The following is a 25685-nucleotide window of genomic DNA, read 5'->3' as shown; positions in this document are numbered from 1 at the left end:
GGAGATATCTCAATATTTCATCATGCCAGACCGAAAAATGCTGTGATGAAAGTTCCCTGCCAGCATGTTGGTTGTAGGGAAAATGTAAGCACAAGGAGATGACAATGCCTGCGTCTGATGCGTTACGTGAGTTGGGACAATCGGGAATTCGGGTGCCGTTACTGACCTTTGGCGGCAACGTATTTGGTTGGACTATTGATGAGCCAACCTCGTTTCGGGTACTGGATGCCTTGCTCAGTCAAGGTCTCTACTTTATTGATACCGCCGATGTGTATTCTGCCTGGGCTCCAGGTAATAAGGGCGGCGAATCGGAAAGCATAATCGGTAACTGGCTGAAACTGCGTGGAAACCGCGATCGCGTCATTATTGCCACCAAAGTCGGCAAGAATATGGGCGGTGTTCGGCACGGATTATCGGCGGCTTATATCCGCCGGGCGGTGGAAGATTCGCTGCGACGTCTGCAAACAGACTATATCGATCTCTATCAGTCGCATGAGGATGATAAGCACACCCCGCTGGAGGAAACCTTGTCGGCTTTCGATACGTTGATTCGCGAAGGCAAGGTGCGTGCTATCGGCGCTTCCAACTATGATGGTGAGCGTCTGGCTCAGGCGCTGCAAGTGAGCCAGGATAACCACCTGGCGCGTTATGAAACGCTGCAACCGGAATACAACCTGTATGATCGTCAGCACTATGAGACCACGCTTGAACCGGTAGTAAAAGCTAACGGGTTAGGGGTGATCGGTTATTACTCGCTGGCGAGCGGCTTTTTGTCGGGCAAATATCGCTCGGCCGCCGATTCGGTAAAAAGTGCCCGTGGTCAGGGCGTGATTGAACATTATCTCAATCCGCGCGGTCTGGCGATTTTGAACGCATTGGATCAGATTGCGGAGGCTCATCGCACCACTCCTGCTCAGGTTGCGTTGGCGTGGTTGATAGCGCGTCCCAGTGTGACGTCCCCGATAGTCAGTGCGACCTCGGTAGAGCAGGTTGCGGAGTTGGCCAGTGCCACCCGGCTGGCGTTAACGCCTTATGAGATTGAACAACTCAATAGTGCCAGTGCCTGAAGCCGAACATGGCTTGATGTGTACTAACCGCATAGCCATGGGCGATCTGGTAGTAAGCCAGATCGCCACCATCATGCTTGTGAACCATATTATTTACCGTGAGGTTAGCTTTATTTGTAGTCTACATTACCGAGGTTATGTTACCTCTTGTTTATATTTTACCCTACGGTGAAAGAACGCTAATGAAAATCGATTTGATGGCTTAGCTCGCAGTAAATACAATTTTTTCTGCGAGCTGATGAGGAATAAAAATATATTACTACTGCTATTTCAGTTTGTATTTTAATTGAGCGCGACCTGCTATTGGGGCCATGATATTTATCATTACAGTGATATTGGTTATGAAACCAGTCTGAACAATCCACCTATGCTTTTCATCCTCAGATGGTAAGAGCCAGCAAGGCTCTGCGAGCTATTCCCCTGGCAGCAGCGCTTGTCGTATGTGATGTGACATCGGTTTATTTATCATTGATGGTATTTTCTGTCGTGTTATTGGTCGCCATCGAATTACCCTTCATACTTCAAGTTGCAGGTGTGTTGGCTGCGTTCGTTCACCCGAATCACTTACCTCAGTAAGCTCATCGGGATTCACTCACTTGCCGCCTTCCTGCAACTCGAATTATTTTGGGTATATACCAATAAACTGATAGGTATGGCCGGAGAGATTTCGTATAGCTAGTGCAAGAGTTTATGAAGTGAGGGTAATTATATCCAGCAAGGCATTTATATTTATGACGACACGTGTGCTCATGAAAATATTTATAGCCATGAAAACACGAAAATAGGTCTACCCCAAATCATATGGGAGGGAGCATAAGCAGGAATGAAAAATACTGGATGGTGCCAATAAAAAACAGCCTCACATAAGCAGAGGCTGTTTTTCTGGCAGGGAAGAGCGGTAACGTAAATCTATAGAATTAACTATAGGGCTACCGCCTTTTCCACTAGCGTATGCTCAGTGGCAATTAAGCCTGAGGCTGAGTCACTACGTCTTTGATGCCTTTCACTTCGATCTCTACGCGACGATCCGGAGACAGACATTCGATCAGTGCTGCACGTGCTTTCACGTTAGCACAGGTAGAACCGGTAACCGGGTTGGCTTTACCCATACCACGAGCGGAGATCTTGTTCGACGGGATGCCTTTGTGAACCAGGTAATCCACAACAGTCTGTGCGCGTTTGGCAGACAGAGTCTGGTTGTACTGGTCGGAACCCAGACGGTCGGTGAAGCCCAGAACCACTACGGAACCGTCTTTCGGATCCAGGGTGCTCAGCTGAGTGTACAGCTGGTCCAGAGAACGCTGACCTTCCGGTTTCAGAGTTGCTTTGTTGAAGTTGAACAGAACGTCAGACTTCAGGGTGAAGCGTTTGGTCTGAACAACCGGAGCCGGAGCCGGGGTCGGAGCCGGTGCCGGAGCAATAACCGGAGCCGGAGCAGCAGTTTCCTGACCGAAACGGTAAGAAACACCCACGCTCAGCAGACCATTGTCAGGACGACCACCAACGGTAGCAGCGTCACCAATGTTGTTCACCCACTGGTAATCCAGACGGGTTGCCCAGTTTTTGGTGATTGCGTATTCAACACCCACAGCAGCCAGCGGAGAAACACCAGTGTCGTTATCGTTACGACCGGAGTTGTCATGGCTGTCAGCACGCCATACAAAACCACCCAGACGGGTGTAGACATCCAGATCGTCAACGATCGGGTAGCTCAGTTTAGCAGCCAGTTGGATACCCTGAGCTTTGAAACTACCCTGGTTGCCACCGTTATACTTCATACGGCCCAGCCAGTCATAGCCCATTTCAAAACCCAGATACTGGTTAGCCTGATAGCCACCGAATGCGCCGGCACCCAGCTGGTTCTGCGCAGCGTTGGTTGCGTTGTAACCATTGCCAGTCAGGTTGGTATCGTGGTACTGGGACCAGCCCAGTTTACCACCTGCGTACCAGGTGTTATCGTTCGGTGCGGCTTGTGCTACGGTAGCAAAGCCAGCCAGTGCCACTGCAATCGCGATAGCTGTTTTTTTCATTTTACGCCTCATTATCATCCAAATCGGCAATCAGCTCTGTAAGCTAATTAGCCTTTGGTTAAAATCCTTTCTCGGAGATATTGCCCTTGGTCTAATTACGTGCTGCCAGTGAACTGGCATTATGAAAGGGCAACTCCAGCGAGCTAAAGTCTACAACGTGGTGAGAAAGTTACAAGTATGATGTGACAGACGCCATGAAAAAACCAGTCGTTCATACATAATTACTAACAAATAATGGACGATTTTGTCAGATTACCCTGATCTCTTTTAATATTAGTACTTCGCAATAACACGTCCGGCGCTGTGTTTGCGCGGGCTACGGATAACACGCTACATCCCTGTAAGAAAAATCCTAATATTCATTCAATGATACAATCTTGAGTGAATTTTTAGTGTGGAAAAGGGTCTTGTGATTGTTTCTCCCTCTGGACGCATGATGAATCCATAGGTATTTCCATGCTGTGCCGCTCTTTGCAGCCGCATTTTTTGTTCATTATTCAGTTCGTCTGGCAGCCAGCACAGAACGACGCTGTAATTACCCGTCATTAACGCCTTCTCCATTGCATCAACGGTCGATACCGGATTGAGGCGATGAAGCTCGATCATCTTTTCCAACGGTAAGCCTGTCTGTTGTAGCCACAGGCGGCTCAGTTTTTGCTGTGGGGAAAGCCAAAGTAGCCAGCGTGATTGCGTACCCAATTGCTGCAACAAAGGCAGCAGTAACGGCGTCAGCATGGGATGGTCGTCACCATAGACGATTTCGCTGATGAAGCCGCTGGAAGCGGTTTGAGGCATCGCGTTATGACCCAGGCGTGACGTGTTGCAGACATGACGAGAACGGATGGTTTGAGTACGCATAGTTTCTTTACCTCACAGCTATACTGTATGGGTGTACAGTATCTTTTGTGTGGGCAAAGATCAACCGGAATTTCTGAAAGCGCTTCGCATAATCGTCATGTTATTGCCGGTATGACATGTTTTGTATTTGAAGACCGGGTTTTGCTGTGTTTAATTAATTGTTCCCGTTGCAGATGTCTTTGGTAAACAGGGAAAAACATTCAATACAAGGAATAAGTAATGAAAAAGCTATGTGAAAAAAGGATTTTACAGGCGAAAACCGTGTTTTCCTCATTGGGAACTATTTTCTCTCGCTCACAGTTCGGCGGTTACAGTATTGCGGCGGATGGAGTGATTTTCGCGCTGGTATCCGGTGGAGAACTCTATTTGCGGGCGGCTCGTCATAATGAAGCCTTTTTTCTCGAAGAGTGCGCGCCAAAACTCATCTATACCAAACGCGGTTTGCCGGTACCGCTCAATTATTATTTGGTTGGGGAGTCACTCTGGCAGGATGAGCCGGCACTGCTGGAGCTGGCGCGATTATCTTTGCAGGGTGCGCGACAGGATAAAGCAGCCAGAAAGCGTTGTATCAGGCTAAAAGACCTGCCAAATATCAATCATGATCTGGAGCGGTTACTCTGGAAGGTAGGCATTAGAAACATCGATGAGCTACACCGGCTTGGCGCAAAAACCAGCTACCTGAAACTGCGCACCATCAGCCAGAATTTGAGCGTTAATGTACTACTGGCATTGGCCGGTGCTATTTGTGGTGTACATCAGGCTGCGCTGCCGCAAGGCATACGCAGCGAATTGCTTGAGTGGTTCGAGAAGGCCAGTCCCCAAGCCTTGAGACCACCCAGACTGAATTAGTTAGTGGGCAGAGGTCTGTTGTCGATTCCGATGCATCGGTTCCTGTGGTCGATTTTCTTCAGCAATCATCTGGTTTTTCAGTTGCGTCAGTTCCGGCAACAGGCCGATTATCAGGTTAATCTGTTGTAATACCAACTGCTCCTGACTGTCCTGCTCCGGCGACAGGCTATGGATACGATGTTTCAGTGCTTCCAGTTCTTTATCCAACGTGGTCTGGTCGCGATTGTCCTGATGAAGCGCATCATCGACGTAACAAACGGCGTCGTTCAGCAATTGCAATGTTTCAGTCGACTGAATATGTTCCCGATGCGCTCCCAGCGTGGAGATATATCCCAACAAGGTATGGTTGAGACACATCAGCCGGAAGGCGTTTTCCAGTGAGCCCGGCCGGGCATGCGGCTCGGCCGACATATTGGACACCACCGAGGCCAGTTCCGCATCGCTATTGTGGGCGTCACGCCGGGCGATTCGGTAAGGCAGTCCGTTATCTTTGCCCTGATGATATTGCACCATAATGGCATCGAGGTAGCGGCAATTCATGTCCATGGCTTTATTGATCACCGCAGGCAGGCCGCGGAATCGCCAGTCTGGCCAGATAAAACTGACCGCTGCCCAGGCAATACCACAGCCCAGTAATGTGTCGACGACTCTGGGGATGGCGACTTCCAACCCTTCTCCCAGTAGATTAAAACACATCAGCACCAGCAAGGTGATAAACAGCGTGGCCTGAGCGTATTGCACCGTGCGAAACGCGAAGAACAGCACCCCGCTGATAACAATTAACGCCAGTTGTCCTTCCAGTGACGGCACGATGTATAGCAGCGGCACTCCGATCAGTACCCCGCCCAACGTTCCGAGGATACGCAGCGCCAGACGTCGGCGAGTGGCGTTATAGTTAGGCTGGCAGACAAACAGGCTGGTCAGCAGGATCCAGTAACCGTGGTGTAAACCGGTAAATTGAATAATCGCATAGCCGACACACAGCACCAGCGACATACGCACCGCGTGACGAAACAGTGAAGATTGCGGTGTGAGATGGCGACTGATACGCAACCGGATATCGCTCCAGCCGGTAATTTTATCGTCCGATAACCGACTTTCTACCGGCAGGCGATGATTGTGGCGTTCAAGCGTCTGCTCGGACTGGATATTGATGAGCTGGGCGTCAATCGCTTGCAGGTTATTGAGGAGATAGCGTAGCGCTTTGATGTATACGGTTTCCACACCCTGAGCCGCCAGCCTGTCGATAGCCGCGTCGAGGTGGGAAAAGGCCCGTTCGATTCGGTAATCATGCTGGTATTTCTGCCGCAATAAAATGGATTGCGACACCTGCTGGCAAGCGCGGGACAGCATAAACAACAGGCGTTGAAACCGGAAAGGCACATCGCTGTAGCGTAGCATATGCCGCAGTTGTTCATATTGAATGTGTACTGAGCTGGCCCGCTCATGAATGTCTTGCGCGACAAAATAATAATGGAGTGTGCGTCGGGTACCGCGCTGGCCGCGATCGCCGCGCAGACGGGTCAGCAACGACGCTTTGGCCCGATTGAGCATATCAACCAACTGGCCGTTAGCCATGGCAACGTCAATCAGCGGTTGGTCGTTGTCATCAAGGTCGGGGTCGAACAGATTGGATTTGATTTCCAGATAGTGGGCCAACTGCTGGTAGCATTGGGCCAGGTTGTCCTGCAAAGGACGAATGGGAAACAGCAGGTGACCGAGCAGCGTCAACAGGTTATACCACAGTGCCCCCAGCAACAGTAAAAACGGTTGCTGATACCAGTCGCTGTAAAGCGATATACCCAGCATGGTGTAGATGGCGATCAGCAGTGCGCCAAAGGCGATAGTGGCATAGCGCTGCCCCAGCGACCCTAGCAGGATAAAGCTCCAGGTTGAGCCTGCCAGCCCAATGGCGAATAACCAGGGATGTGGATAGAGCAGCTCTATCGATACGGATGCCACCAGAAAACAGGCGAGCGTAATGATCAGATTGAACAGACGACCGGATAAACGGTCATCAAGGTCAGTCAACGCCGCGGCCACGACGCCCAGCGTTAGCGGGATAGTGCTGGTCGAGACTCCGAGCCACCAGGGCACGATCGCCACACCGCTGAGTGCTATCAGAATCCGCAGGTTATACAGCCAACTACTGTTATAAATAACCCGCCGCAGACTGGTTGTGACGTTCTGTTGCACGATGATCATCCATCCTGATTACTGGTAACGCCGACGGGCGTTGGCTTCCCTTGCCGCTTGCGCTTCTTCTACCGAGACAACGCGGCGTCCCACTGGCCAAAGCGCAATGGCGGCAATTTTGAAATTGGCGATGCCAACCGGTATGCCGATGATCGTCACACATTGTGCAATGCCGCTGGCAATATGCGACAGGCACAGCCACCAGCCGAAAACGACCAGCCAGAACACATTGAGCAGTGTGCCGCTGGCATTCAGCAGTGAATTTTTTTGTTCCGGCCGTAGTTCGTCAATGTGGACGGCTTCATTGCCGTATGGCAGCAGCGATAATTTGGCGATTTCCCAGCATGAGCGAGTAAGCGGCAGGGTAAACACCAGTACTATGCTGACGACGGTAGCCAGCAACCAGGCGAGCGTGGTGAAAAAACCGCCCAGCACGAAATTCAGGATATTGAGTACGGCTCGCATGATAGGAATACCCTCGGTCAAACTCTCTGATGAGGAAAGAATTATCACATTATTCGCCGGGTTATTCTAACGCGTTTTTGTTGCTAGAGTGCGGAGTCGGATAGCGGTTACACTACAATTTGTGAACGATAACGTTGAACACGTCTTCTGAAAATGGCTCTGGGATCATGGAACTGAAATCGACCGCGTTAGGTAAGCATCTGGCACAGCATCCTTATAATCGTGTGCAATTACTGAATGCCGGCGTCAATGTTAGCGGCGACCGGCATGAGTATCTGATTCCATTCAATCAATTGCTGGCTATCCGCTGCAAAAAAGGGCTGATTTGGGGAGAACTGGAGTTCGAGTTGCCGGAAGATAAAGTCGTGCGTTTGCACGGTACCGAGTGGCAAGAAACCCAGCAGTTTTTTCGTCATCTATTTATGGCCTGGCAAAGCTGGAGCCAGGAAATGAGCGAAGTTTGCAGCGCGGTGTTGCAACGACTGGTCAACGAGATTTCGGAACAGGAACACCGGGATGGGTGGTTTAGCCGTCAGGCGCTGGTGCGCGTCCAGCAAGAGATTCGTGCCGGGTTCGCCGCATTGCCGTTGCCGTTGGCGCGTCTGAATGAGTTTGATGTGTGTCGGGATAACTACCAGCAGTGCCTGCTCTGGTTGGAGCAAGGCGAAACGCGGCGTCAGCAGGCCAACCAGAACTGGACGCAAACAACGCTGGTTACGCAGAGCGCGTTTTTCAATACGGTGGAAAGCTCACCATTAAACCCCAGTCAGTGCCAGGCGGTGGTCAATGGTGAAAATGCCGTGTTGGTGCTGGCTGGTGCCGGTAGCGGCAAAACGTCGGTATTGGTGGCGCGTGCTGCCTGGTTATTGCATCGGGGGGAGGCGTCGCCACAACAGATTCTGTTGCTGGCGTTTGGCCGACAGGCGGCAGAGGAAATGAATAGCCGTATCCTGGAGCGGCTGCATACCGACGATGTGCAGGCAATGACTTTCCATGCGCTGGCGTTGCACATTATTCAGCAGTGCAGCCGCAAGGTACCGGTGATCAGTCGGCTGGAAACAGATGGGGCGTACCGGCGGGAATTTTTGAGTCGGCACTGGCAGCAGCAGTGTGATGAAAAGAAGACCCAGGCAAAAGGGTGGCGGCAGTGGCTGACGGAAGAGCTGGAGTGGACGTTGCCGGAGGGAAACTTTTGGCAGGATACCGCGCTTGCATCGAGGCTGGCAGGGCGACTGGAGCGCTGGCTGGGATTGATGCGGATGCAAGGCGGTACACAGAGTGAAATGTTGGCGTTGGCCGATGATGAAACGCGTCCAGTATTCCAGCAACGGTTGCGGTTAATGGCCCCGTTGCTAAAAGCCTGGAAAAAAGCCCTGAAAGACGAAGGCGCTGTAGATTTCTCCGGTTTGATTCATCAGGCCGTCAACTATCTGGATAAAGGCCGTTTTGTCAGTCCGTGGCGCCATATACTGGTGGATGAGTTTCAGGATATCTCGCCCCAGCGCGCCCGCTTGCTGGAGGCGCTGCGTCGCCAGTCGCCTGATAGCAGTCTGTTCGCGGTTGGCGATGACTGGCAGGCGATTTACCGCTTTAGCGGTGCTGAGTTGACGCTGACGACGGCGTTTGAGCGGCATTTTGGCGAAGGGGCGCAATGTGTTCTGGATACCACCTATCGCTTTAACCACCGCATCGGCGAGATTGCGAGTCGGTTTATTCAACAAAATCCGGCGCAGTTGAAAAAAACGCTCAACAGCCTGCGAGACGGTGATAAAAAATCAGTCGTGCTGCTGGAACAAGAACAGTTGGACGCGTTGCTGGACAAGATGAGCGGTTATGTGACGCCAGAGGCGCGCATTTTGATACTGGCGCGCTATCACCATTTACGCCCGGATGTGTTGGATAAGGCTCAGACTCGTTGGCCGAATTTACACCTTGATTTCATGACCATTCATGCCAGCAAAGGGCAACAGGCGGATTATGTGATTTTACTGGGGTTGCATGAAGGGCGTGATGGATTTCCTGCACCCGTGCGTGAATCGGTACTGGAAGCCGTATTATTGCCTCATCCGGAACCGTTCCCGGACGCAGAAGAGCGGCGATTGCTGTATGTGGCACTGACCCGGGCGAAACATCAGGTGTGGCTGTTGTACAGCCGTGATGAGCCGTCTGTATTTGTGGACGATTTACACCAGTTGGGCGTACCTATGCCGCGTAAACCGGGTTAAGCCTGGTTTTATTTGTGAGTTTTGCAGGAAAAACCGGCCGGTAATCACCGGCCAGTTACCACGAAAAATGCAGGCTTATCTCAGGCGCCCTTGAAGATAACGCTGATAATCCGGGATGGTGACGGAGACTTGTTGGCGGAATAGCGCGGAATTAATCAGAAAATCGGCCGTGGAGCGATTGGTCGCCACCGGGATATTCCATACCGTTGCCAGACGCAGCAGCGCCTTAACGTCTGGATCGTGCGGCACGGCATTGAGCGGATCCCAGAAGAAAATCAGCATGTCGATTTTGCCTTCGGATATCAGGGCTCCCACCTGCTGATCACCGCCCATCGGCCCACTCAGCATGCTTCTGACCGGCAAGCCGGTATGCAGTTGGATCAGGTTGCCTGTTGTGCCGGTAGCATACAAATGGTGTTCCGCCAGTTGGGTTTTGTTAGCGGTAACCCATTCCAGCAGCGATTCTTTACAGTGATCGTGCGCAACCAGTGCAATGTGCTTATGCACCTCGATTGTGCGGGTGGTGTACTCCATGGCGACATCCTTCGAACAGTATAATTTCGAACAGTATTGTTTTCACAGATTACGGAAACGCGGTTTCAGTGGAAAGTGGCAGACTGAAAAAATGCGAGCATCTTTCCAAAAACAGCCGTTTTTGCCTGTAAAATCAGCATGCTTACTGGCTTTCTCTGTCTCTTGCCCATTCCAGAAAACGCTGGCGTGTGTTTTTATCCGCCTGTTGAAACCAGTATTGCATGATGCTGAGTGGATCGAGCGGGTTGGCGGCGGCGTTGGGCGTGGTAGATGCCTTTGCTGACGGTAGCGGCGCGAACGCTATGGCGGCTGCCGGTTGACCTGAGCGGTTGTAGTCAGCCATGCGTTTTTCTATTTCGCCGGATAACTCGGCGTTACCGGTGGGTAGCACGTCGGTGCGAATAGGGATAGGCAGATTTTTGCTGTCTACCAGCTGATAGTCGGGGGACTGACTAAAACTCTGCCGAGCCGCAGGATCGTCCAGAGCAGGAAGCCGGATAGCGACTTCGCTCAGAGTGCGGGCGTCAAATACGGCGATCAGGCCGGGCGAACGGTAAGTCTGTTTGGTGCCAACTGAAGGGCCTACGGATTTCAATACCTGAAAGACAATTTGATGATAGCCTTTTTCCAGTTCCAGACTGTCGGCACCATTGATCAACGAACCCGGGACTTTTTTCCCATCCACCATCACTAACTCGATGTCAGGCCGGAGCTTGAGCGTCGTTGCCATCGCCAGAGAACTGAAGGTGATCAACCACAACGTGGCGGCGATAGCAGAAATGGTTTTCATACAAACCTCATCGTGGATCTCATCATCGTATTGTTCAGTAACAAGCAGAATGTGTCAAAATTTTAAAATTGAAATATTTGGTTATCAATAAGCGGCAGGAAAAGGGAGACAGTGCACGGTGTGCCAGCGGGCGGATTGAGCGGGCACACACATCACCATGGATATTCTGCGTTACACTGATACCAGGCAGTGCCTGACCTCCTTCATGCGAGCGTGGGCGTTTGTCGGATTAATCGTCACGGAGGCAACCATGCAAGATAACGACATAAAAAAGCTACTCACCGAGGTGAAGACTATCGCGCTGGTTGGCGCCAGCGATAATCCCTCACGGCCCAGTTATGGGGTCATGGCCTATCTGCTTGAGCAAGGCTATCGGGTGATTCCGGTTAATCCGGGACTGGCGGGGGAGACACTGTTGGGGCAACACGTCTATGCGTCGCTGACTGAGATTCCAGAGCCGGTAGATATGGTGGATGTCTTTCGCCAGTCGAATGCGGCGTTTGAAATCGCTCAGGAGGCGATTGCGATTGGGGCGCGGGTGTTGTGGCTGCAGATTGGCGTCATCAATGAAGCGGCGGCAGTGCTGGCGCATGACGCCGGTTTATCAGTCGTGATGGATCGTTGCCCTAAAATTGAAATTCCCCGCTTGGGGTTGGGAAAATAAGCCTCCCGCCTCAGGTTTCATTCCAGATAACTACCGACGGCAAGCGTGTGCTGCACATATCACATCACCTTCCATGGTTGATGGGGGTGATGTCAGTGCAGCAGATGCGGTGCGCGGCGTCGGATGGTGGCAGCCAGTTCATCCAGCGACGGGTGATCGGAAGGGTTGGGCCCTTCGTTGATCAGTTGTTCTTCCGCCAGATACGTGTGAATAGGGCGGCCATGCTCATCTTCCATCACCACGTGATACCACGGAGCCGTTCGCAAGGTGTCATTGACTGAAAGTTCTTCCCACTTGGGTTGTGCAAGGGAATACTCAGGATCAATATCAATGACGACGCCTGGGTACCCCAGCAGTTTATGACGAATCTGCTGTCCGATGGTGAATTTACAGTTAATCATATGACCTCCCGAGAAACGTATTACGAACCCTAAATGGGGGGACGGCGTGTGATTTTCAAGTCATCAGGCGTGGTGGTGATGTTCATTCAGGTAACAAGCCAGTCAGTCTTTCTGCTGTATTAATAATAGGCTGAATGAAGGTAAAAAGGCGTTAACCCTGATGCATTTTTACACAACATCGATGTGACGGAGGAGGAGGAAAAGATGTCGACAATGTCCATGATTGTGTGGGTTTACGGGATGGTTCAAGGCGTCGGTTTTCGCTACCACACCCAACTCCAGGCCCGACAGTTGGGTGTGTGTGGTTATGTCCGAAATTGTGATGACGGCAGTGTGGAAATCGTCGCCAGTGGTGAAGAGCGTGGCGTCGCGCAACTGCTGGCTTGGTTAAAGCAAGGGGGGCCGCGTCATGCACGGGTGGATAAGGTGCTGACTGAGCCCCACTCGGCACCCGATGAGCGGGATTTCTCTATCCGTTACTGACCCTGGGTCTGTCTGTTCGGTCTGAATGCTCAGATACATTTCACCGGCTTTGGCAGCCCGGCGATTTTGGTCGCCTGTTTGGCCGGGCCTTTGGGAAACAGACGATAAAGATAACGGCTGTTGCCTTTTTCCTCTCCGTATTTTTGGGCCATGGCTTTAACCAGCATACGGATGGCGGGGGATGTATTGAATTCGAGGTAAAACGCCCGGACAAAGCGCACCACTTCCCAGTGCGCCTCGGTGAGCGTGATGCTTTCCTGCTCTGCCAATAGGGGAGCCATGTCTTCCTGCCAGTCGCTGCTATCTTTCAGATATCCCTGGGCATCGGTTTCGATAACCCTGCCTTCAAACTCTAACATATTGCCTCGGTATCACGTGAAAACGGGCCTAGTCTAGCAAACTTTGCGACAGACGCAGAGAAGGTACATGCATCGAGGGCGGTGGGGAAACGGTGTACTTAGAGGTTACCCACGCCACCATCAACTTGCAGTTCAGTGCCGACGATAAAGCTGGACTCATCGCAAGCCAGGAATACCGCCGCCTTTGCCAATTCCCACGGCGTACCCAGACGACCAATGGGGACGAGATGTTTAATTTGTTCGCGTAAGGCGTCCTCTTCCTGTGGTGGAAGCCCCAGCTTGCCTAGTGCGGCCGTCTCAGTCGGGCCCGGACTTAATCCATTGACTCGAATGCCTCTGCCTGCAAGTTCGCCGGATAAGGTTCGGGCCAGCGAGAGCAATCCTGCCTTGCTGGCGGCATAGACGCTGCTCTGTGGCAAGCCAATATGCGCACTGACCGAACCACACAAAATGACGGAAGACGGATTTGCCAGCAAAGGTAGTAGGGACTGAATAAGAAAGAACGGGCCTTTGAGATTGGTATTCATGAGCCGGTCATACGTCGCTTCATCCCACTCTTGCAACGGGCGGTGCGTCACATCACCTGCATTGACGTACAGTACGTCAAGGCGTGGCCAATGTTGTGCAATCTGCCCAGCCAATGTGCGCTGGGCAGCCGTAACACCCGCGTCGCTCTGAAGTAGCAGCACGTTATTACCCAGTTCCCGACCGGCTGCCAACAGGCTTTCCTGGCTGCGTCCGGTGATGGCGACTATTGCGCCTTCTTTCAAAAATTGACGTGCAGTCTCCAGGCCGATGCCACTGGTCCCCCCTGTGATCAGCACATATTTATCTTGCAGTCTTGGCATGTCGTTATCCTTTTGGTGAGCTGAGAGCCAGATTATCTGACTAATGGTATACTTTGCATAGTAGGCACCTTTTGAATACTAATGGAGAAAAGGGATAGTTATGGCAATACTCAGGCAGGCGTCGGCAGATGTTCCGTCCACGGAACGATGCCCGATGGTGGACTTCGTGAACCTGATCTCCGGTAAGTGGGCTATTCCCATCCTGTATCGGCTGATCGTTATCGACAAACCCATGCGCTTTAGCGATCTACAACGTGCGGTGGCGCCCATCACTCAGAAAGAGCTCACCCGGCAATTGCGTTTGTTCGAATTGCGTGGGCTGGTTTGCCGTACGGTCTATGCCGAAGTGCCACCACGAGTGGAATATGAAATCACCGCATTGGGAAAGACGTTGCGTGGTACGCTGGACTCTTTGGCTGACTGGATGCGAGCTTATGGGGATAGGTTGATACGGGAGTGAGGAGCCTTCGGCGAAGTATCGACAGCACCTCACCATTTTTTGTTCCCCGGATGACTCAAAATGCGACAAGACACCCGAAGGTGCCTTGTCTGGTTGCCTGATGTCGGTCTGGGTTACTCGCTGCGGGACATACCTAACAGGCTCAGAAGGCTGACAAACAGGTTGTAGATGGAAACATACAGGCTGACGGTCGCACGAATGTAGTTCGTTTCGCCGCCGTGGATGATGTTACTGGTCTCCCACAAAATCGCGCCAGCGGAGAACAGGATAAACATCGCACTGATCGCCAGATGTAACCCCGGTAAATGCAGGAACAGGTTAGCGATAGTGGCCACCAGTAAGACGACGAAACCCGCCATTAGCATACCGGACAGGAAAGACATGTCCTTACGGGTGGTCAGCACGTAGGCGGAACAACAGAAGAACACCAGTGCGGTCCCCCCCAACGCCAGCATAATAATGTCACCAGCGCCTGCGGCAATCATCGCATTGAGCAATGGGCCGAGGGTATAACCCATAAAGCCGGTCAACGCGAATGTGGCCAGGATCCCCGCCGGGCGGTCAGCCAGCCGATAGGTCAGGAACATCAGGCCGTAAAAGCCGATAATCGTCAGCAGAAAACCTGGTGACGGCAAATTCAGCATGGTGCTAAGCGTGGCGGTGACAGCAGAGAAACCCAGCGTTAGCGACAGCAGGAAATAGGTATTACGCAGCACCTTGTGGGTACTGAGCAGCGATTGCTCACGCGTAGAGGAGGCAATGATACGATCCATAATAACGACTCTCTCTGTTAAGGGGGGCCATTGTGTCTGTAGAGAGAGTAAGTAGTTGCACTATGTTATTAAAGCCGTTTTACCCTTCTTTACTCACTTGAACTCACCTGACGGTAAAAGTTTGAGTCTGATGGCGATTTTGTATACTTTCAATCAGTTGTTGCCTGTTTTTCAGGCGATTGAACGTTATGTCACTTTACAATATCCGACACACTGTTTATAGTTCGCGTCGTTGCGGAGGAGTGGCCGAGTGGTTGAAGGCACCGGTCTTGAAAACCGGCGACGCGAAAGCGTTCTAGAGTTCGAATCTCTACTCCTCCGCCAAAATTCTAACGGGTCAGCATTATGCTGGCCCGTTTTCGTTTCTGCTATTCGCTCCGCCTGCTATTCCACGTTCCCCACACTCAGTTTTCTTTCATGCGATGTTTCCCTTCATGAATAATGTCTGCCTGCACGATAGCGCAGTATGATAGCGTTTTGCGCTATGCTTTCGGAGGTAGACATGCAGGTGTTAATCGTCATCGATATGCAAAATGGGGTGTTCGCTACGCCGCGCTATCAGCAGGAGAGTGTGACTGAGCGTATCAATCAGTTGATTGACGCCGCGGATCAGACCATTTTTATCCAACATACGGACGCCGACATGCTACCCGGCAGCGAAGCATGGCAGGTGCTGCCTTCACTACATCGGCCTGCCAATGCCATATCGGTGACTAAAACAGCCTGTGATGCGTTTTACCGTACCGAACTGGCGCAGATTCTGGACCGTCTTCAGGTGAGGCACTTTACGCTATGTGGCTGTGCGACGGACTATTGTGTTGATGCCACCATTAAAAATGCCGCCAGCCGTGGGTATGCGCAAACGGTGGCCGGTGATGCTCACACCACGGCGGACAGACGGGCAGTGAGTGCAGCACAACTGATCGACCAGCATAACGATGTCTGGCGCGACTTCATCATCCCCGGTAATACCTTGCTGGTGAAAGACACCGCGGCGATTTTGCAGGCGTGGCAGGCACAACGTTAAGGCGTATGGTGCAGTAGGTCGTTTTCAAGCCAGCGTAGAATAACATCAACAATGTAGCGCTGTTCGTCATCAGTGAGCGGGCGGTGTGGGCTTATCTGATGCCATTTCTCCAGACAGCCCCGGCAGCAGGTCGCGGTGGCGTGCTGAGCAATAAACACCGGATGACCGCGCATCGGGGTCTGTTTACCGTCGTTGGCCGGTTCTGCCGGTGCCAGTCTCCGGGCGATAAAATCGGCGGCATGAACCGCAATTTGCTCTTTGCCTTTGCTAAAGCAGTAGTCGCGCTCTTTAGCGCCCAGATGAAAACGCTGGCGGAAACGAGAGCGTGATAGCCGTAAGAACAGCGCATCAAGAGTTGTCATGCTTGCAGTCTGTGAGTCAGGGGCTGAACCCGGGCAAGACTACTCCCGTTACCGCAGGCAGGCAAGGTTGCAGATAACCCGTTGTATTCGCTTGTGGTTGTATCAGATTGTCCCTATCGGCACTAAACCTGGCCTCGCTTCACAAATACCTGAAAAACGATGTCGCACCGCGGCAAACGGGGCTACGCTTTGAGTATAGCGATGGCTGACTTAAGGACGTGATGATGTACAAGACCATTTTAGTGCCCGTGGATATTGATGAAGAAACGTTGACGCAAAAGGCATTGTCGCACGCGGTGGAACTGGCCAGGCAATCTGGCGCGACCGTTCACTTATTCTATGCGTTGCCTGACGCCTCGGCGTTTATGTCGGCTTACTCTTTTGGCATCAAAGAGTTTGAGAATGAAGCGGTGATCAAAGCGGATGAAAAACTGCATGCGCTGTTGAAAACCATCGACCTGCCAGCAGACAAACTGTCTCACAGCATCAGTTTTGGTATCCCGCGTGATGAAGTGCTGGAGCTGGCTCAGGAGATTGAAGCGGACCTGATTGTGATTGGTTCGCGGCGCCCGAATGTGAAAACGTACCTGCTGGGGTCAAACGCGGCGGCAATCGTCCGCCATGCCCAGACATCGGTGCTGGTCGTGCGGTGAATGGCGAATCAATGAGGTTGTAAGGCTTTTGGCGTGTCGTGATGTTAGTCAGGCAGATGTCGTGTGTCGTGTCGGCATCGACGCCCGTATTATTTTAGCGTAACTGGCTATCTTTACTGCCCCGCCGGTTATAACCGCTGTTAAGGGCGTGTTTTTTATCTCTCTTTTCCTGACACTGCACGCAAAAGCGGATACCCGGCAGTGCCTGACGGCGAGCCTGCGGGATGGCATCACCGCACTCTTCGCAATAGTCTGCGCTGTCACCCTGATGCAGCAGGCTACGGGCATGGGCGATGGCGTCATCCACTGTGGCGTCAATTTGATCCTGAACCGCTCCGTCATTAGACCAGCCGCTGGCCATAGTGCTACCTCTCTCGTCAACGTTCTCTCGTCAATATTGAGATGATGTATTGAGTATGGACTGAAATGCGCAGGCAGGCGCATAAAAAGAGCGCAACCACAGGGTGCTACGGCGCCAGGCGCAATGGCATGAGTCATACATCATGGTATCAACGGCATCAGCAATAACAGATGCTATTCGCGTTGGGGTGTCACGGCTGTTGGAGTGACTGTCGGGGCAACAGGCTGTGTGACACGTTGTTGCTGTATGTTCTGGTGGTGGAAAAACGCGCCGACGGCGGAATAGGCAAAACGACCAAGCAGAATAATAAAACTAATCATGAGTATAGTACGAGCGATGCGCGTACCGGATCGTCGTCGCTGACGAAGGGCGATGCGTCGTTTATGGGTCAGGGTTGTCATTGGTTTTCGGTTTCCATGTTATGGCGAACATTCGCTGTATTTTATTTAGGCACAAGCTGGCGGTATGGTCAACGTGAGTGGGGTAAAAAGCGTGGTGAAAGGGGTATCAGATGCGCGATTGGCTGTAATAGTGCGAACATTATCACAGAAAAAGCGGATTTGATAATAACAGGCCGGACAGCACAGCGGCCGCCGGCCTGAAAAACCATCAGACCGGCTCTTCTTCGATGTACAGTTTCCAGCCGCTGACGTCGTCCCAGTACAGTTGTTCTCGTTCCAAATCAAGTTGAATCAACATGTTCTGATTGAAGAACCCCTGCGGGAAGATCAGCGTCCATGCGGTTTCGCTGGCAATAAGGCGCAACGTTTTTGGCGTTGTGGTCGCCTGACGCTGGTTATTTAACAACGTAGCCAGACGCAGCAGTTGCACCATCGGCAGGTAGTGTTTCTTTTTGAACAGATTGAAGCGTGGCAATTCTTCGAGCTTCACCGCCTTACGATGTAACCGCACCATCAACGCCAGCAGTTGCTGCTGTTCCTGATTGAAACCGGGCAGATTGGTGTTTTGCAAAATGTAGGCGGAATGACGGTGCATACCGCTGTGGTTGATGCCGAGGCCCACCTCATGCAGCATCGCCGACCATTTCAGCAGTGCTTCCAGTTGTGGGTGTACCAGTGACGGATTCTGCTGTGCCCATTGTGTGTAAAGCTGTTCGGCGGTTTCCCGCACACGTTTTGCCTGTTCCCGGTCAATGTTGTAATGGCTGGCGAGGCTTTGCGCGGTGCGAATACGGATATCCTGATGGCGGAAGCGGCCCTCCATTTCATAGAGTACCCCTTCGCGCAATGCCCCATCTGACAAACGCAATTCCCTGATAGCGAGCGCGTCAAATACGCCGCACAGAATCGCGAAGCCCGGCACCAGCACGGTTTGACGATCCTCGGTCAGGCCGGGCAGGCTGAGCGCCCGGAAGTTTTTAAACTGTAGGATCCGCTCACGCAGCATTTCCAACCGTTCTGGGGTGATAAGACCGTCTTTTTCTCCCATCGCCACCAGAATTTCACAGGTGGCTTTGATGGTGCCAGAGGCGCCGAGTGCGTAATCCCAGCCATAGATACGGTATTCCCACGCCAGCGTTTCCAGTTTCTGGGCGGCGGCGAGGCGGGCGCGTTTGAAGTTGGTTTCACTGATTTCCCCATTGGGAAAAAATTGTTGGGCGAAACTGACGCACCCCATACGACGGCTTTCCACCAGCATCGGTTCGAAGTCTTCGCCGATAACCAGCTCGGTAGAACCACCACCGATATCGATAACCAGCTTGCGGCCTTTTTCCGGTTGGGTGTGTTCTACCCCCATGAAGATCAGACGCGCTTCTTCATTACCGGAAATAATCTCAATCGGGTAGGGGATAATTTTGGCGGCGCGACGCAGAAAATCCTGGGCGTTGACCGCCTGGCGTAGCGCATGGGTACCGACAATCGACACGTTGGTGGCGGGAAAACCCTGTAGCCGTTCGGCAAACAGCGCCAGACAGCTTAGCCCGCGCTGGATGGACTCCTCGCTAAGCCGGTTTTGGCTGTCCAGCCCGTCGGCCAGGTGTACGCGTTGCTTCAGGCGGCCCAATACTTGCAGCGCGCCGTTAACAACGCGGGCTATCACCATATGGAAACTGTTGGAGCCCAGGTCGATAGCCGCGAATTCCTGAGGTTGTTCGGTAGTGTGGTTCATTAAAGGCATTGGGTCAGGCCTGTTCTCCGGGTTGCTCGAGCGCCTTGATATAGTCATAGATGGCATTCTGGGCGCGCACTTTGCGCCTGTTACCGCGGGTGACGTAGCGATTGCTCAGCTCCTTGTCTACCACACGGGCTTTTACCGTATCGCTGAACAAGATATCCAGTATGTTCAGCACCCGTTCCTTCAGCCTGTCGTCAAGCACTTCCACCGCGACTTCGATACGGTAATCAATATTACGAGTCATCCAGTCAGCAGATGACAGGAATACCTTGTGGTCGCCACCGTTATGGAACACATAGACGCGATCGTGTTCCAGGTAGCGGTCAAGGAGACTAATAACCCGAATATTATCGCTGATCCCAGGGAGTTCTGGAATCAGTGAGCACATGCCACGAACCAGCAGGTTGATTTTTACTCCGGCGCCAGAGGCGGCATACAGCCTGTCCACCAGTCCCTTATCCACCAGATTGTTGATTTTAAGAGTTATTTTGGCTTCCTGTCCTGCCTGTGCATTGGCTATTTCCTGATCGATCATCTGATACAGACGGTCACGGGAATTTTGCGGCGACACCAGCAGATGGTGGAAGCTGACCGGGCGGTATGGGTTTTCAATGAAGTTGAACACCCGGCGTACTTCGTTGGTAATACGCTCATCGGCGGTCAGCAACGAATAGTCGGTATACAGGCGAGCGGTTTTCTCGTTGAAGTTACCGGTACCGATATGCGCATAACGCACGATGTTGTCCCCTTCCTTGCGGGAGATAAGGAACAACTTGGCGTGGATTTTAAGCCCCGGTACGGAGAAAATAACGTGAACACCCGCTTCCGTCAGCCGTTTGGCCCAGTGAATATTGGCTTCTTCATCAAAGCGTGCCTGCAATTCCACCACCACCGTGACTTTCTTCCCGTTGTGGGCCGCGTGGATCATGGAGTTGATGATGCGGGAATCTTTCGCCACACGATAAATATTAATGCGAATCGAAAGCACGCTGGGGTCGAAAGATGCCTGACGCAGTAATTCCAGTACATGCTCAAACGTATGGTACGGGTAGTAGAGCAGAACATCGCGGTGGCGAATGGCGTCAAACCCGTTGCGGAACTGGCTGAACCAGTGATGGCGTAGACGTGGCAGTGGTTTGTTGACCAGATTGGCGCGGCCGATATTCGGGAAGCCGATAAAATCTTTAAAGTTGTGATAACGCCCGCCAGGGATCACTGAATCATAAGAGGAGATCCCCAGTTTATGCAGCAGACATTCCACCATCGCATCTGGCATATCGCGTTGATAGACGAACCGTACCGGTTTGGCGGTCAGGCGTTGCTTCAGACTAGAGGACATCAATTCCAGCAGGCTTGATTCCATTTCCGTGACCAGATCGTATTCGGCGTCACGGGTCATTTTCATGGAGTAGGCGTTTAGCGCGTCGAAATCGAAAAAGCCACGGAAAATATCATCCAGACAGTAACGCAGGATGTTGTCGATGAGAATCATGGTCTTGCGACGATGTGGCGCTTCTGGCGGCAGGTCGACAAAGCGGGGCACCTTGTCAGACGGGATTTCCAGCAACGCATAGTCGGTTTTTTCGCCGCGAATGATTTCTACCGCCAGATAGGTGTAATCGTCTTTCAGGAATTCGACCAGATTGGTTTCCGGCAGAATCAAAATCGGCGTGATGTGTGGACGCAGATTCTGTCGGAAATACTCGCGCAGCCAGATTTGCTGATTGGAAGAAACCTGACGCTCGTTCACCAAAAAGATCTGATTACGGGCCATTTCCAGCAGCAACTCGTTGTACAGATTGTCAAACTGTTGGTCGGTTTTCAGCACCCGGGCCTGGATTTTGCCGAGTAATTGGCGCAGTTCGCCATCGGAGCCTTGTTCTTCATTGATCAGGATGCGGCGCTTCAGGTCAGCAAAACGAACTTTGTAGAACTCGTCCAGATTGCTGGAATAGATACCCAGGAATCGCATCCGTTCAATCAGTGGATTGGTTTTGTCCGAGGCTTCCTGCAACACACGTTCATTAAAGGATAACCAACTCAACTCTTTTTCTATGTAGAGTTTGTCCTGACTCATTGTCGCTCCGTTACACTATTTTTACTTAAGTGCAGCTACTATCCACGTTCATTATGGCGCGCAAATGACGATAAAAGCGAATGCGCGTATCGACTTACCATTGTCATATTACAGGTGTAAAGGCAACATATGTTACCCCGTCTGCGACGGGATATTTCATTTCCTCTTCTCAATGCAAGAAGATGGTCATATTTTCGACACAGCAGGAACAACGGCGACACATGGCAGACTCAGGCAATTTAGCGTATCGGGACAGGCAGCGGGCGTTCATCGACCGGCTGACGCGCCGGATTGTGGTGGGCAGTGGATGGCTGGTACTGCTGGCGTTGCTGACGATCTTTTTTTATCTGCTGTATGTGGTGATCCCGCTGTTTTCGTCCGCGTCAATTCGCCCGTTGGAGCCTGTAGCTGTCGATAGCCATGACCCGACGCTGGCGCTTGGCATTAATGATAGCGGCCGCTGGGCTTTTCGGGTTGATGCCGGGGGAAACGGCGAGTTTATCGATCTTGCGCGCGGGCAGGTTAACGCCAGTGTGTCGGTGGCGCCGTCGGTCGCCGTGGCGGCGATCAGTACTGGTGAGCACCCACTACTGGTGCTGGGGCAGGCTGACGGGGCACTGAGAGTGCTCCGCCCGGATTTGCCGTTGTCCAGCGCCGGTATACCCCAATGGCGCTATCCGCTGGGTGAGCATTCGCTTCGCCTGGCGGGGGCGACGCAGCCGCTGCGACAACTGGCGATTGCCGAGTCAGACGATATGTTGTGGATGGCGTTAATTGACGCGGAGAACCGTTTGCAGCTTTATGCGCTGTCGCTCGATACCCCGCCAGTAGACATGTTGACGCTCGCGGACCTGCAACCGGTGTCGCAGGTGCAACCCGACGAACCTGTGCAACAACTGCTGTTATCGCCGGATGGTCAGCAGCTCTATGCCTTGAGTGGCAACCGCCTGACGGTATGGCAACTGCGTGAGCAAGTGCTTACCGCCCGTGAAACGGTCACCTTGCCGGGAACGGCACCGCTGTCGTTATCGCTGCTGGCTGGTGGGCATTCGTTGCTGATCAAATCCGCTGATGGACGGGTCAGCCAATGGTTTGATACCCCGACGGCAACCGGGCCTCATTTGAGTGAAATTCGTATTTTCCCTACCGATGGACGGCAACTGAATCTGATTGTTGAGCCGCGCCGCCGTGTTTTTGCCACCCTTGACCCGCGAGGGCATTTCTCGTTGTTTGCCAGTAAGCAATCCGGCGAGCTGATGAGCGCGTTACTGGCGCCACAGGCCCGAATCGCGGCGTTTTCCCCGCGTGGGCGAGCACTGTTGCTGGAAACGGACACGGACTGGCGACCGTACCAACTCGATAATCCGTATCCGGATATTGGCTGGCGTGGGCTGTGGCAAAAGCTCTGGTATGAAAACTATCCAGAACCGGATTATGTCTGGCAACCGACCGCCGCAGACGACAGTTATCAGGCTAAATTCAGTCTGGTTCCGTTACTGAGCGGCACGTTCAAAGCGGCGCTCTATGCCATGTTGTTCGCGGCACCGTTGGCGCTGGCGGCAGCGATTTATACCGCCTGTTTCATGACGCCGACGCTACGGCGTTGGATCAAACCTGCCATGGAAATCATGGGGGCGCTGCCGACGGTGGTGATCGGCCTGATTGCCGCGTTGTGGCTGGCCCCCCGTATGGCGACGTACCTGACCGCCATCCTGTTGCTGCCGCTGCTATGGGGTGTGGCGGTGTTGGGATGTGGGTGGTTGCTCGAACAGTTGCCCGCCCGCTGGCGACGTGGCGTATCGGCTGGGTGGGATGCCTTGCTATTAATACCGGCGATGTTGCTGATGCTCGCGCTGGCGTGCTGGTTGGGGCCGTGGCTCGATTCACGTCTACTGGGGCAACCACTTTGGCAATGGATGGGGGATCGTTTTAGCCAGCGCAATACGCTGGTCGCGGGTGTCGCGCTGGGGTTTGCCTTGATCCCGCTGATCTTTTCGCTGGCGGAGGATGCGTTGTTCAGCGTACCGGCTCGCCTGAGTCAGGGGTCGCTGGCTCTGGGGGCTACCGCGTGGCAAACCTTGTGGCGGGTGGTGCTGCCATCAGCCAGTTCCGGCATTTTTGCTGCCCTGATGCTGAGTTTTGGCCGTGCGGTGGGAGAAACCATGATCGTGCTGATGGCGACCGGTAATACGCCGGTGATGGACAACAGCTTGTTTCAGGGGTTGCGATCGCTGGCGGCGAATATCGCGATTGAAATGCCGGAAGCGGCAATGTCCAGCGCGCACTATCGGGTGCTGTTTTTAGCCGCGTTGGTGCTGTTTCTCTTTACCTTTGTGGTGAATTCGCTGGCGGAAATCATTCGTCAGCGTTTGCGTCGCCGTTACCGCGACGAGGGAAAACTGTCATGATGCGTTGGTTTCGCACCGGAACACCTTGGGTATGGCTAACCGCGTCTGCGATTACGTTCAGCCTGATTGCGATTGTCGCGGTATTCGTGCTGCTGGTCGGGCAGAGCGCGCGCTACCTGTGGCCGCAGCCGGTATGGTCGTTTAACCTGCACGATGCGCAGGGCAATCCCCGTCAGTTGATCGGCGAGCGCTATGATGAACAACCGCTGACCCATCAGCAACTGACGGATGCCGGTGTCGTCAATGCGCCTACATCAGGTGCTACGCGCTATCTGCTTAAAACCGGGTGGCGAGAGTCTTACGGCCAGAGTTTCCAGACATTGCTGTCCACCTCGGTGACCCATGCCAGCCAGCCAGCGGATGTGTTGGCGGTGCGCCGCACCACCAACGGTATGGCGTATGGTTATCTTGATGGTATGACGGAAGACGGGCAGCCATTGGTGTCCGACAATCTGCCGTCAACACTACAGCAGCGGATTGCGCAGGTGCATCAATTGATGACGCATGCTCAGACGCTGCGCCTGGGGGAGATGAGCCGGGTGAACCAGCAGTTTGACGCACTGCGGTTGCAGGAAGAAAAACTGCGTCGGGAAAACCGGCTGAATGAGCAGGCACAGGCACGCCTGGGTGCTGAGCGAACCGCGCTGGAGCGTCATTTCAGTGCGCTTAATCAACAACTGATGGCGTTCAATGCCGATATCAACCGCACGGCGGTGTTGCTACGCGATGCGCAGGGGCAACTGCATACCATCCCGGTCAAAATGATTGAGCGAGCGTGGTACCCCAATGCGATGACCTTCAGTGAAAAGGCGCACCAGACGCTGCAGGTAATAGGGAGTCTGTTAAGCCGGTTTGAACCTGACGACAGTAGCCCCGGCCAGCTGTTTCCCGCCATTTTCGGCACCGTGCTGCTGGTTATTCTGATGTCGGTTATCGTGATGCCGCTAGGGGTGGTGGCGGCGGTTTATCTGCATGAATACGCTGATAACACCAGCCTGACCCGTTGGGTACGGGTTGCCGTGGCGAATCTGGCCGGGGTGCCATCCATCGTCTACGGTGTGTTTGGACTGGGCTTTTTTGTTTATTTGGTGGGCGGTACGCTGGATCGTCTGTTTTACGCTGAGTCACTCCCGAACCCGACCTTCGGTACACCGGGGTTGCTGTGGGCGTCGCTGACGCTGGCGTTATTAACGTTGCCGGTGGTGATAGTATCTACGGAAGAGGGGTTGTCGCGCATTCCGGTATCGGTGCGTCATGGCTCGCTGGCACTGGGGGCGACCCGGGCGGAAACCCTGTGGCGTGTGGTGCTACCGATGGCGGTCCCCGCGATGATGACCGGGCTGATTCTGGCGGTGGCCCGAGCCGCAGGTGAAACCGCGCCACTGATGCTGGTGGGGGTGGTGAAATCGGTACCCGTACTGCCGGTGGACGATATCTTTCCTTATCTGCATCTGGAGCGGAAATTCATGCACCTGGGGTTCCAGATTTATGATCTGGCGTTTCAAAGCCCGGATGTGGAAGCGGCTCGCCCATTGGTGTATACCACCGCGTTACTGCTGGTGTTGATTGTGGTGGCGTTGAATCTGGCGGCAATTGGCATTCGCCATGTGTTGCGTGAAAAATACCGAGCGATGTCACTCTAAGTGGCGGGAGAATAGT

24 protein-coding genes and 1 tRNA gene are annotated in these 25685 nt (G+C 53.0%); 11 read left to right on the top strand and 14 right to left on the bottom strand.

Translation table 11 applies throughout. The annotated features are described in order from the left end of the window. Window positions 1-104 precede the first annotated feature (104 nt). Entirely contained in the window at window positions 105-1067 is a 963-nt protein-coding gene (locus DD586_RS14825) for an aldo/keto reductase (RefSeq protein ID WP_012885644.1), read from the top strand. 965 nt (window positions 1068-2032) lie between these two features. On the opposite strand, the gene ompA is transcribed toward DD586_RS14825, so the two are convergent. Both ompA and sulA read right to left on the bottom strand, forming a co-directional pair. Continuing rightward, window positions 2033-3097 carry a porin OmpA gene (ompA, locus tag DD586_RS14820; protein ID WP_012885643.1) on the bottom strand — a complete coding sequence of 355 codons (1065 nt, stop codon included), beginning with the start codon at window positions 3095-3097 and terminating at the stop codon, window positions 2033-2035. A 363-nt stretch (window positions 3098-3460) separates the two neighbouring features. Continuing rightward, the gene (gene sulA, locus DD586_RS14815) at window positions 3461-3955 is read right to left on the bottom strand and encodes an SOS-induced cell division inhibitor SulA (RefSeq protein ID WP_012885642.1); all 495 of its coding nucleotides are present in this window, start codon (window positions 3953-3955) and stop codon (window positions 3461-3463) included. A 219-nt stretch (window positions 3956-4174) separates the two neighbouring features. Here sulA and DD586_RS14810 point away from each other — a divergent pair, with 219 nt between their 5' ends. After that, window positions 4175-4804, top strand: a complete 630-nt coding sequence (locus DD586_RS14810; protein WP_012885641.1) for a TfoX/Sxy family DNA transformation protein — start codon at window positions 4175-4177, stop codon at window positions 4802-4804. On the opposite strand, the gene yccS is transcribed toward DD586_RS14810, so the two are convergent. Together yccS and DD586_RS14800 are read right to left on the bottom strand one after the other, a co-directional pair. Next, window positions 4805-7009 (bottom strand): YccS family putative transporter, encoded by a 2205-nt coding sequence (gene yccS / locus DD586_RS14805; RefSeq protein ID WP_041164537.1) that lies wholly within the window; start codon window positions 7007-7009, stop codon window positions 4805-4807. It abuts the gene before it with no gap. 9 nt (window positions 7010-7018) lie between these two features. Continuing rightward, a complete protein-coding gene (locus DD586_RS14800; RefSeq protein ID WP_012885639.1) occupies window positions 7019-7465 on the bottom strand; it encodes a YccF domain-containing protein in 447 nt (148 codons plus the stop codon). Between the two features lie 167 nt (window positions 7466-7632). Here DD586_RS14800 and helD point away from each other — a divergent pair, with 167 nt between their 5' ends. After that, on the top strand, window positions 7633-9690 hold the full coding sequence (gene helD, locus DD586_RS14795) for a DNA helicase IV (protein ID WP_012885638.1): 2058 nt from the start codon (window positions 7633-7635) through the stop codon (window positions 9688-9690). Window positions 9691-9765: 75 nt separating this feature from the next. Here helD and DD586_RS14790 read toward each other — a convergent pair whose 3' ends face one another. Continuing rightward, window positions 9766-10224, bottom strand: coding sequence for a methylglyoxal synthase (locus tag DD586_RS14790; protein WP_012885637.1), 459 nt, complete (start codon window positions 10222-10224; stop codon window positions 9766-9768). A gap of 142 nt (window positions 10225-10366) precedes the next feature. After that, window positions 10367-11014: a DUF2057 family protein gene (locus DD586_RS14785; protein ID WP_012885636.1), complete on the bottom strand. Its 648-nt coding sequence runs from the start codon at window positions 11012-11014 to the stop codon at window positions 10367-10369. 250 nt (window positions 11015-11264) lie between these two features. Between DD586_RS14785 and DD586_RS14780 the strand changes: the two genes are divergently transcribed. Then, complete coding sequence (locus DD586_RS14780) at window positions 11265-11678, top strand: CoA-binding protein (protein ID WP_012885635.1); 414 nt, start codon at window positions 11265-11267, stop codon at window positions 11676-11678. A 92-nt stretch (window positions 11679-11770) separates the two neighbouring features. Here DD586_RS14780 and hspQ read toward each other — a convergent pair whose 3' ends face one another. Beyond that, entirely contained in the window at window positions 11771-12079 is a 309-nt protein-coding gene (gene hspQ / locus DD586_RS14775) for a heat shock protein HspQ (RefSeq protein WP_012885634.1), read from the bottom strand. Window positions 12080-12283: 204 nt separating this feature from the next. Here hspQ and yccX point away from each other — a divergent pair, with 204 nt between their 5' ends. Beyond that, window positions 12284-12562 (top strand): acylphosphatase, encoded by a 279-nt coding sequence (yccX, locus tag DD586_RS14770; protein ID WP_012885633.1) that lies wholly within the window; start codon window positions 12284-12286, stop codon window positions 12560-12562. A 29-nt stretch (window positions 12563-12591) separates the two neighbouring features. On the opposite strand, the gene tusE is transcribed toward yccX, so the two are convergent. Both tusE and DD586_RS14760 read right to left on the bottom strand, forming a co-directional pair. Continuing rightward, window positions 12592-12921, bottom strand: coding sequence for a sulfurtransferase TusE (gene tusE, locus DD586_RS14765; protein ID WP_012885632.1), 330 nt, complete (start codon window positions 12919-12921; stop codon window positions 12592-12594). Window positions 12922-13019: 98 nt separating this feature from the next. Then, the gene (locus DD586_RS14760) at window positions 13020-13769 is read right to left on the bottom strand and encodes an SDR family oxidoreductase (RefSeq protein ID WP_012885631.1); all 750 of its coding nucleotides are present in this window, start codon (window positions 13767-13769) and stop codon (window positions 13020-13022) included. 100 nt (window positions 13770-13869) lie between these two features. On the opposite strand from DD586_RS14760, the gene DD586_RS14755 reads away from it, so the two are divergent. After that, entirely contained in the window at window positions 13870-14229 is a 360-nt protein-coding gene (locus DD586_RS14755) for a winged helix-turn-helix transcriptional regulator (protein WP_012885630.1), read from the top strand. A gap of 113 nt (window positions 14230-14342) precedes the next feature. On the opposite strand, the gene yccA is transcribed toward DD586_RS14755, so the two are convergent. Then, on the bottom strand, window positions 14343-15002 hold the full coding sequence (yccA, locus tag DD586_RS14750; RefSeq protein WP_012885629.1) for an FtsH protease modulator YccA: 660 nt from the start codon (window positions 15000-15002) through the stop codon (window positions 14343-14345). Window positions 15003-15238: 236 nt separating this feature from the next. Between yccA and DD586_RS14745 the strand changes: the two genes are divergently transcribed. Then, window positions 15239-15326 (top strand) — tRNA-Ser (locus DD586_RS14745). A 178-nt stretch (window positions 15327-15504) separates the two neighbouring features. After that, window positions 15505-16029, top strand: coding sequence for an isochorismatase family protein (locus DD586_RS14740; protein ID WP_012885628.1), 525 nt, complete (start codon window positions 15505-15507; stop codon window positions 16027-16029). Here the strand turns inward: DD586_RS14740 and DD586_RS14735 are convergent. Next, window positions 16026-16391 (bottom strand): DUF4186 domain-containing protein, encoded by a 366-nt coding sequence (locus tag DD586_RS14735; RefSeq protein WP_012885627.1) that lies wholly within the window; start codon window positions 16389-16391, stop codon window positions 16026-16028. The two genes, DD586_RS14740 and DD586_RS14735, sit on opposite strands and share 4 nt — an antisense overlap. Before the next feature lie 224 nt (window positions 16392-16615). Here DD586_RS14735 and DD586_RS14730 point away from each other — a divergent pair, with 224 nt between their 5' ends. Further along, the gene (locus DD586_RS14730; RefSeq protein ID WP_012885626.1) at window positions 16616-17044 is read left to right on the top strand and encodes a universal stress protein; all 429 of its coding nucleotides are present in this window, start codon (window positions 16616-16618) and stop codon (window positions 17042-17044) included. A 94-nt stretch (window positions 17045-17138) separates the two neighbouring features. Here DD586_RS14730 and DD586_RS14725 read toward each other — a convergent pair whose 3' ends face one another. The 3 genes from DD586_RS14725 to ppk1 all read right to left on the bottom strand — a co-directional run bounded on the left by DD586_RS14725 (window position 17139) and on the right by ppk1 (window position 21618). Beyond that, on the bottom strand, window positions 17139-17405 hold the full coding sequence (locus tag DD586_RS14725) for a DksA/TraR family C4-type zinc finger protein (protein WP_012885625.1): 267 nt from the start codon (window positions 17403-17405) through the stop codon (window positions 17139-17141). Window positions 17406-18014: 609 nt separating this feature from the next. Next, complete coding sequence (gene ppx / locus DD586_RS14715; RefSeq protein WP_012885623.1) at window positions 18015-19544, bottom strand: exopolyphosphatase; 1530 nt, start codon at window positions 19542-19544, stop codon at window positions 18015-18017. 4 nt (window positions 19545-19548) lie between these two features. After that, window positions 19549-21618 (bottom strand): polyphosphate kinase 1, encoded by a 2070-nt coding sequence (gene ppk1 / locus DD586_RS14710; protein ID WP_012885622.1) that lies wholly within the window; start codon window positions 21616-21618, stop codon window positions 19549-19551. A 221-nt stretch (window positions 21619-21839) separates the two neighbouring features. Here ppk1 and DD586_RS14705 point away from each other — a divergent pair, with 221 nt between their 5' ends. Both DD586_RS14705 and pstA read left to right on the top strand, forming a co-directional pair. Next, window positions 21840-24026 (top strand): ABC transporter permease subunit, encoded by a 2187-nt coding sequence (locus DD586_RS14705; protein ID WP_012885621.1) that lies wholly within the window; start codon window positions 21840-21842, stop codon window positions 24024-24026. Continuing rightward, on the top strand, window positions 24023-25669 hold the full coding sequence (gene pstA / locus DD586_RS14700) for a phosphate ABC transporter permease PstA (protein WP_012885620.1): 1647 nt from the start codon (window positions 24023-24025) through the stop codon (window positions 25667-25669). Before DD586_RS14705 ends, pstA begins: the two co-directional genes overlap by 4 nt. Window positions 25670-25685: the final 16 nt, after the last annotated feature.

The organism is Dickeya parazeae Ech586 (assembly GCF_000025065.1).
Taxonomy (GTDB): domain Bacteria; phylum Pseudomonadota; class Gammaproteobacteria; order Enterobacterales; family Enterobacteriaceae; genus Dickeya; species Dickeya zeae.
This window is presented reverse-complemented; position numbering and strand designations above follow the sequence as displayed.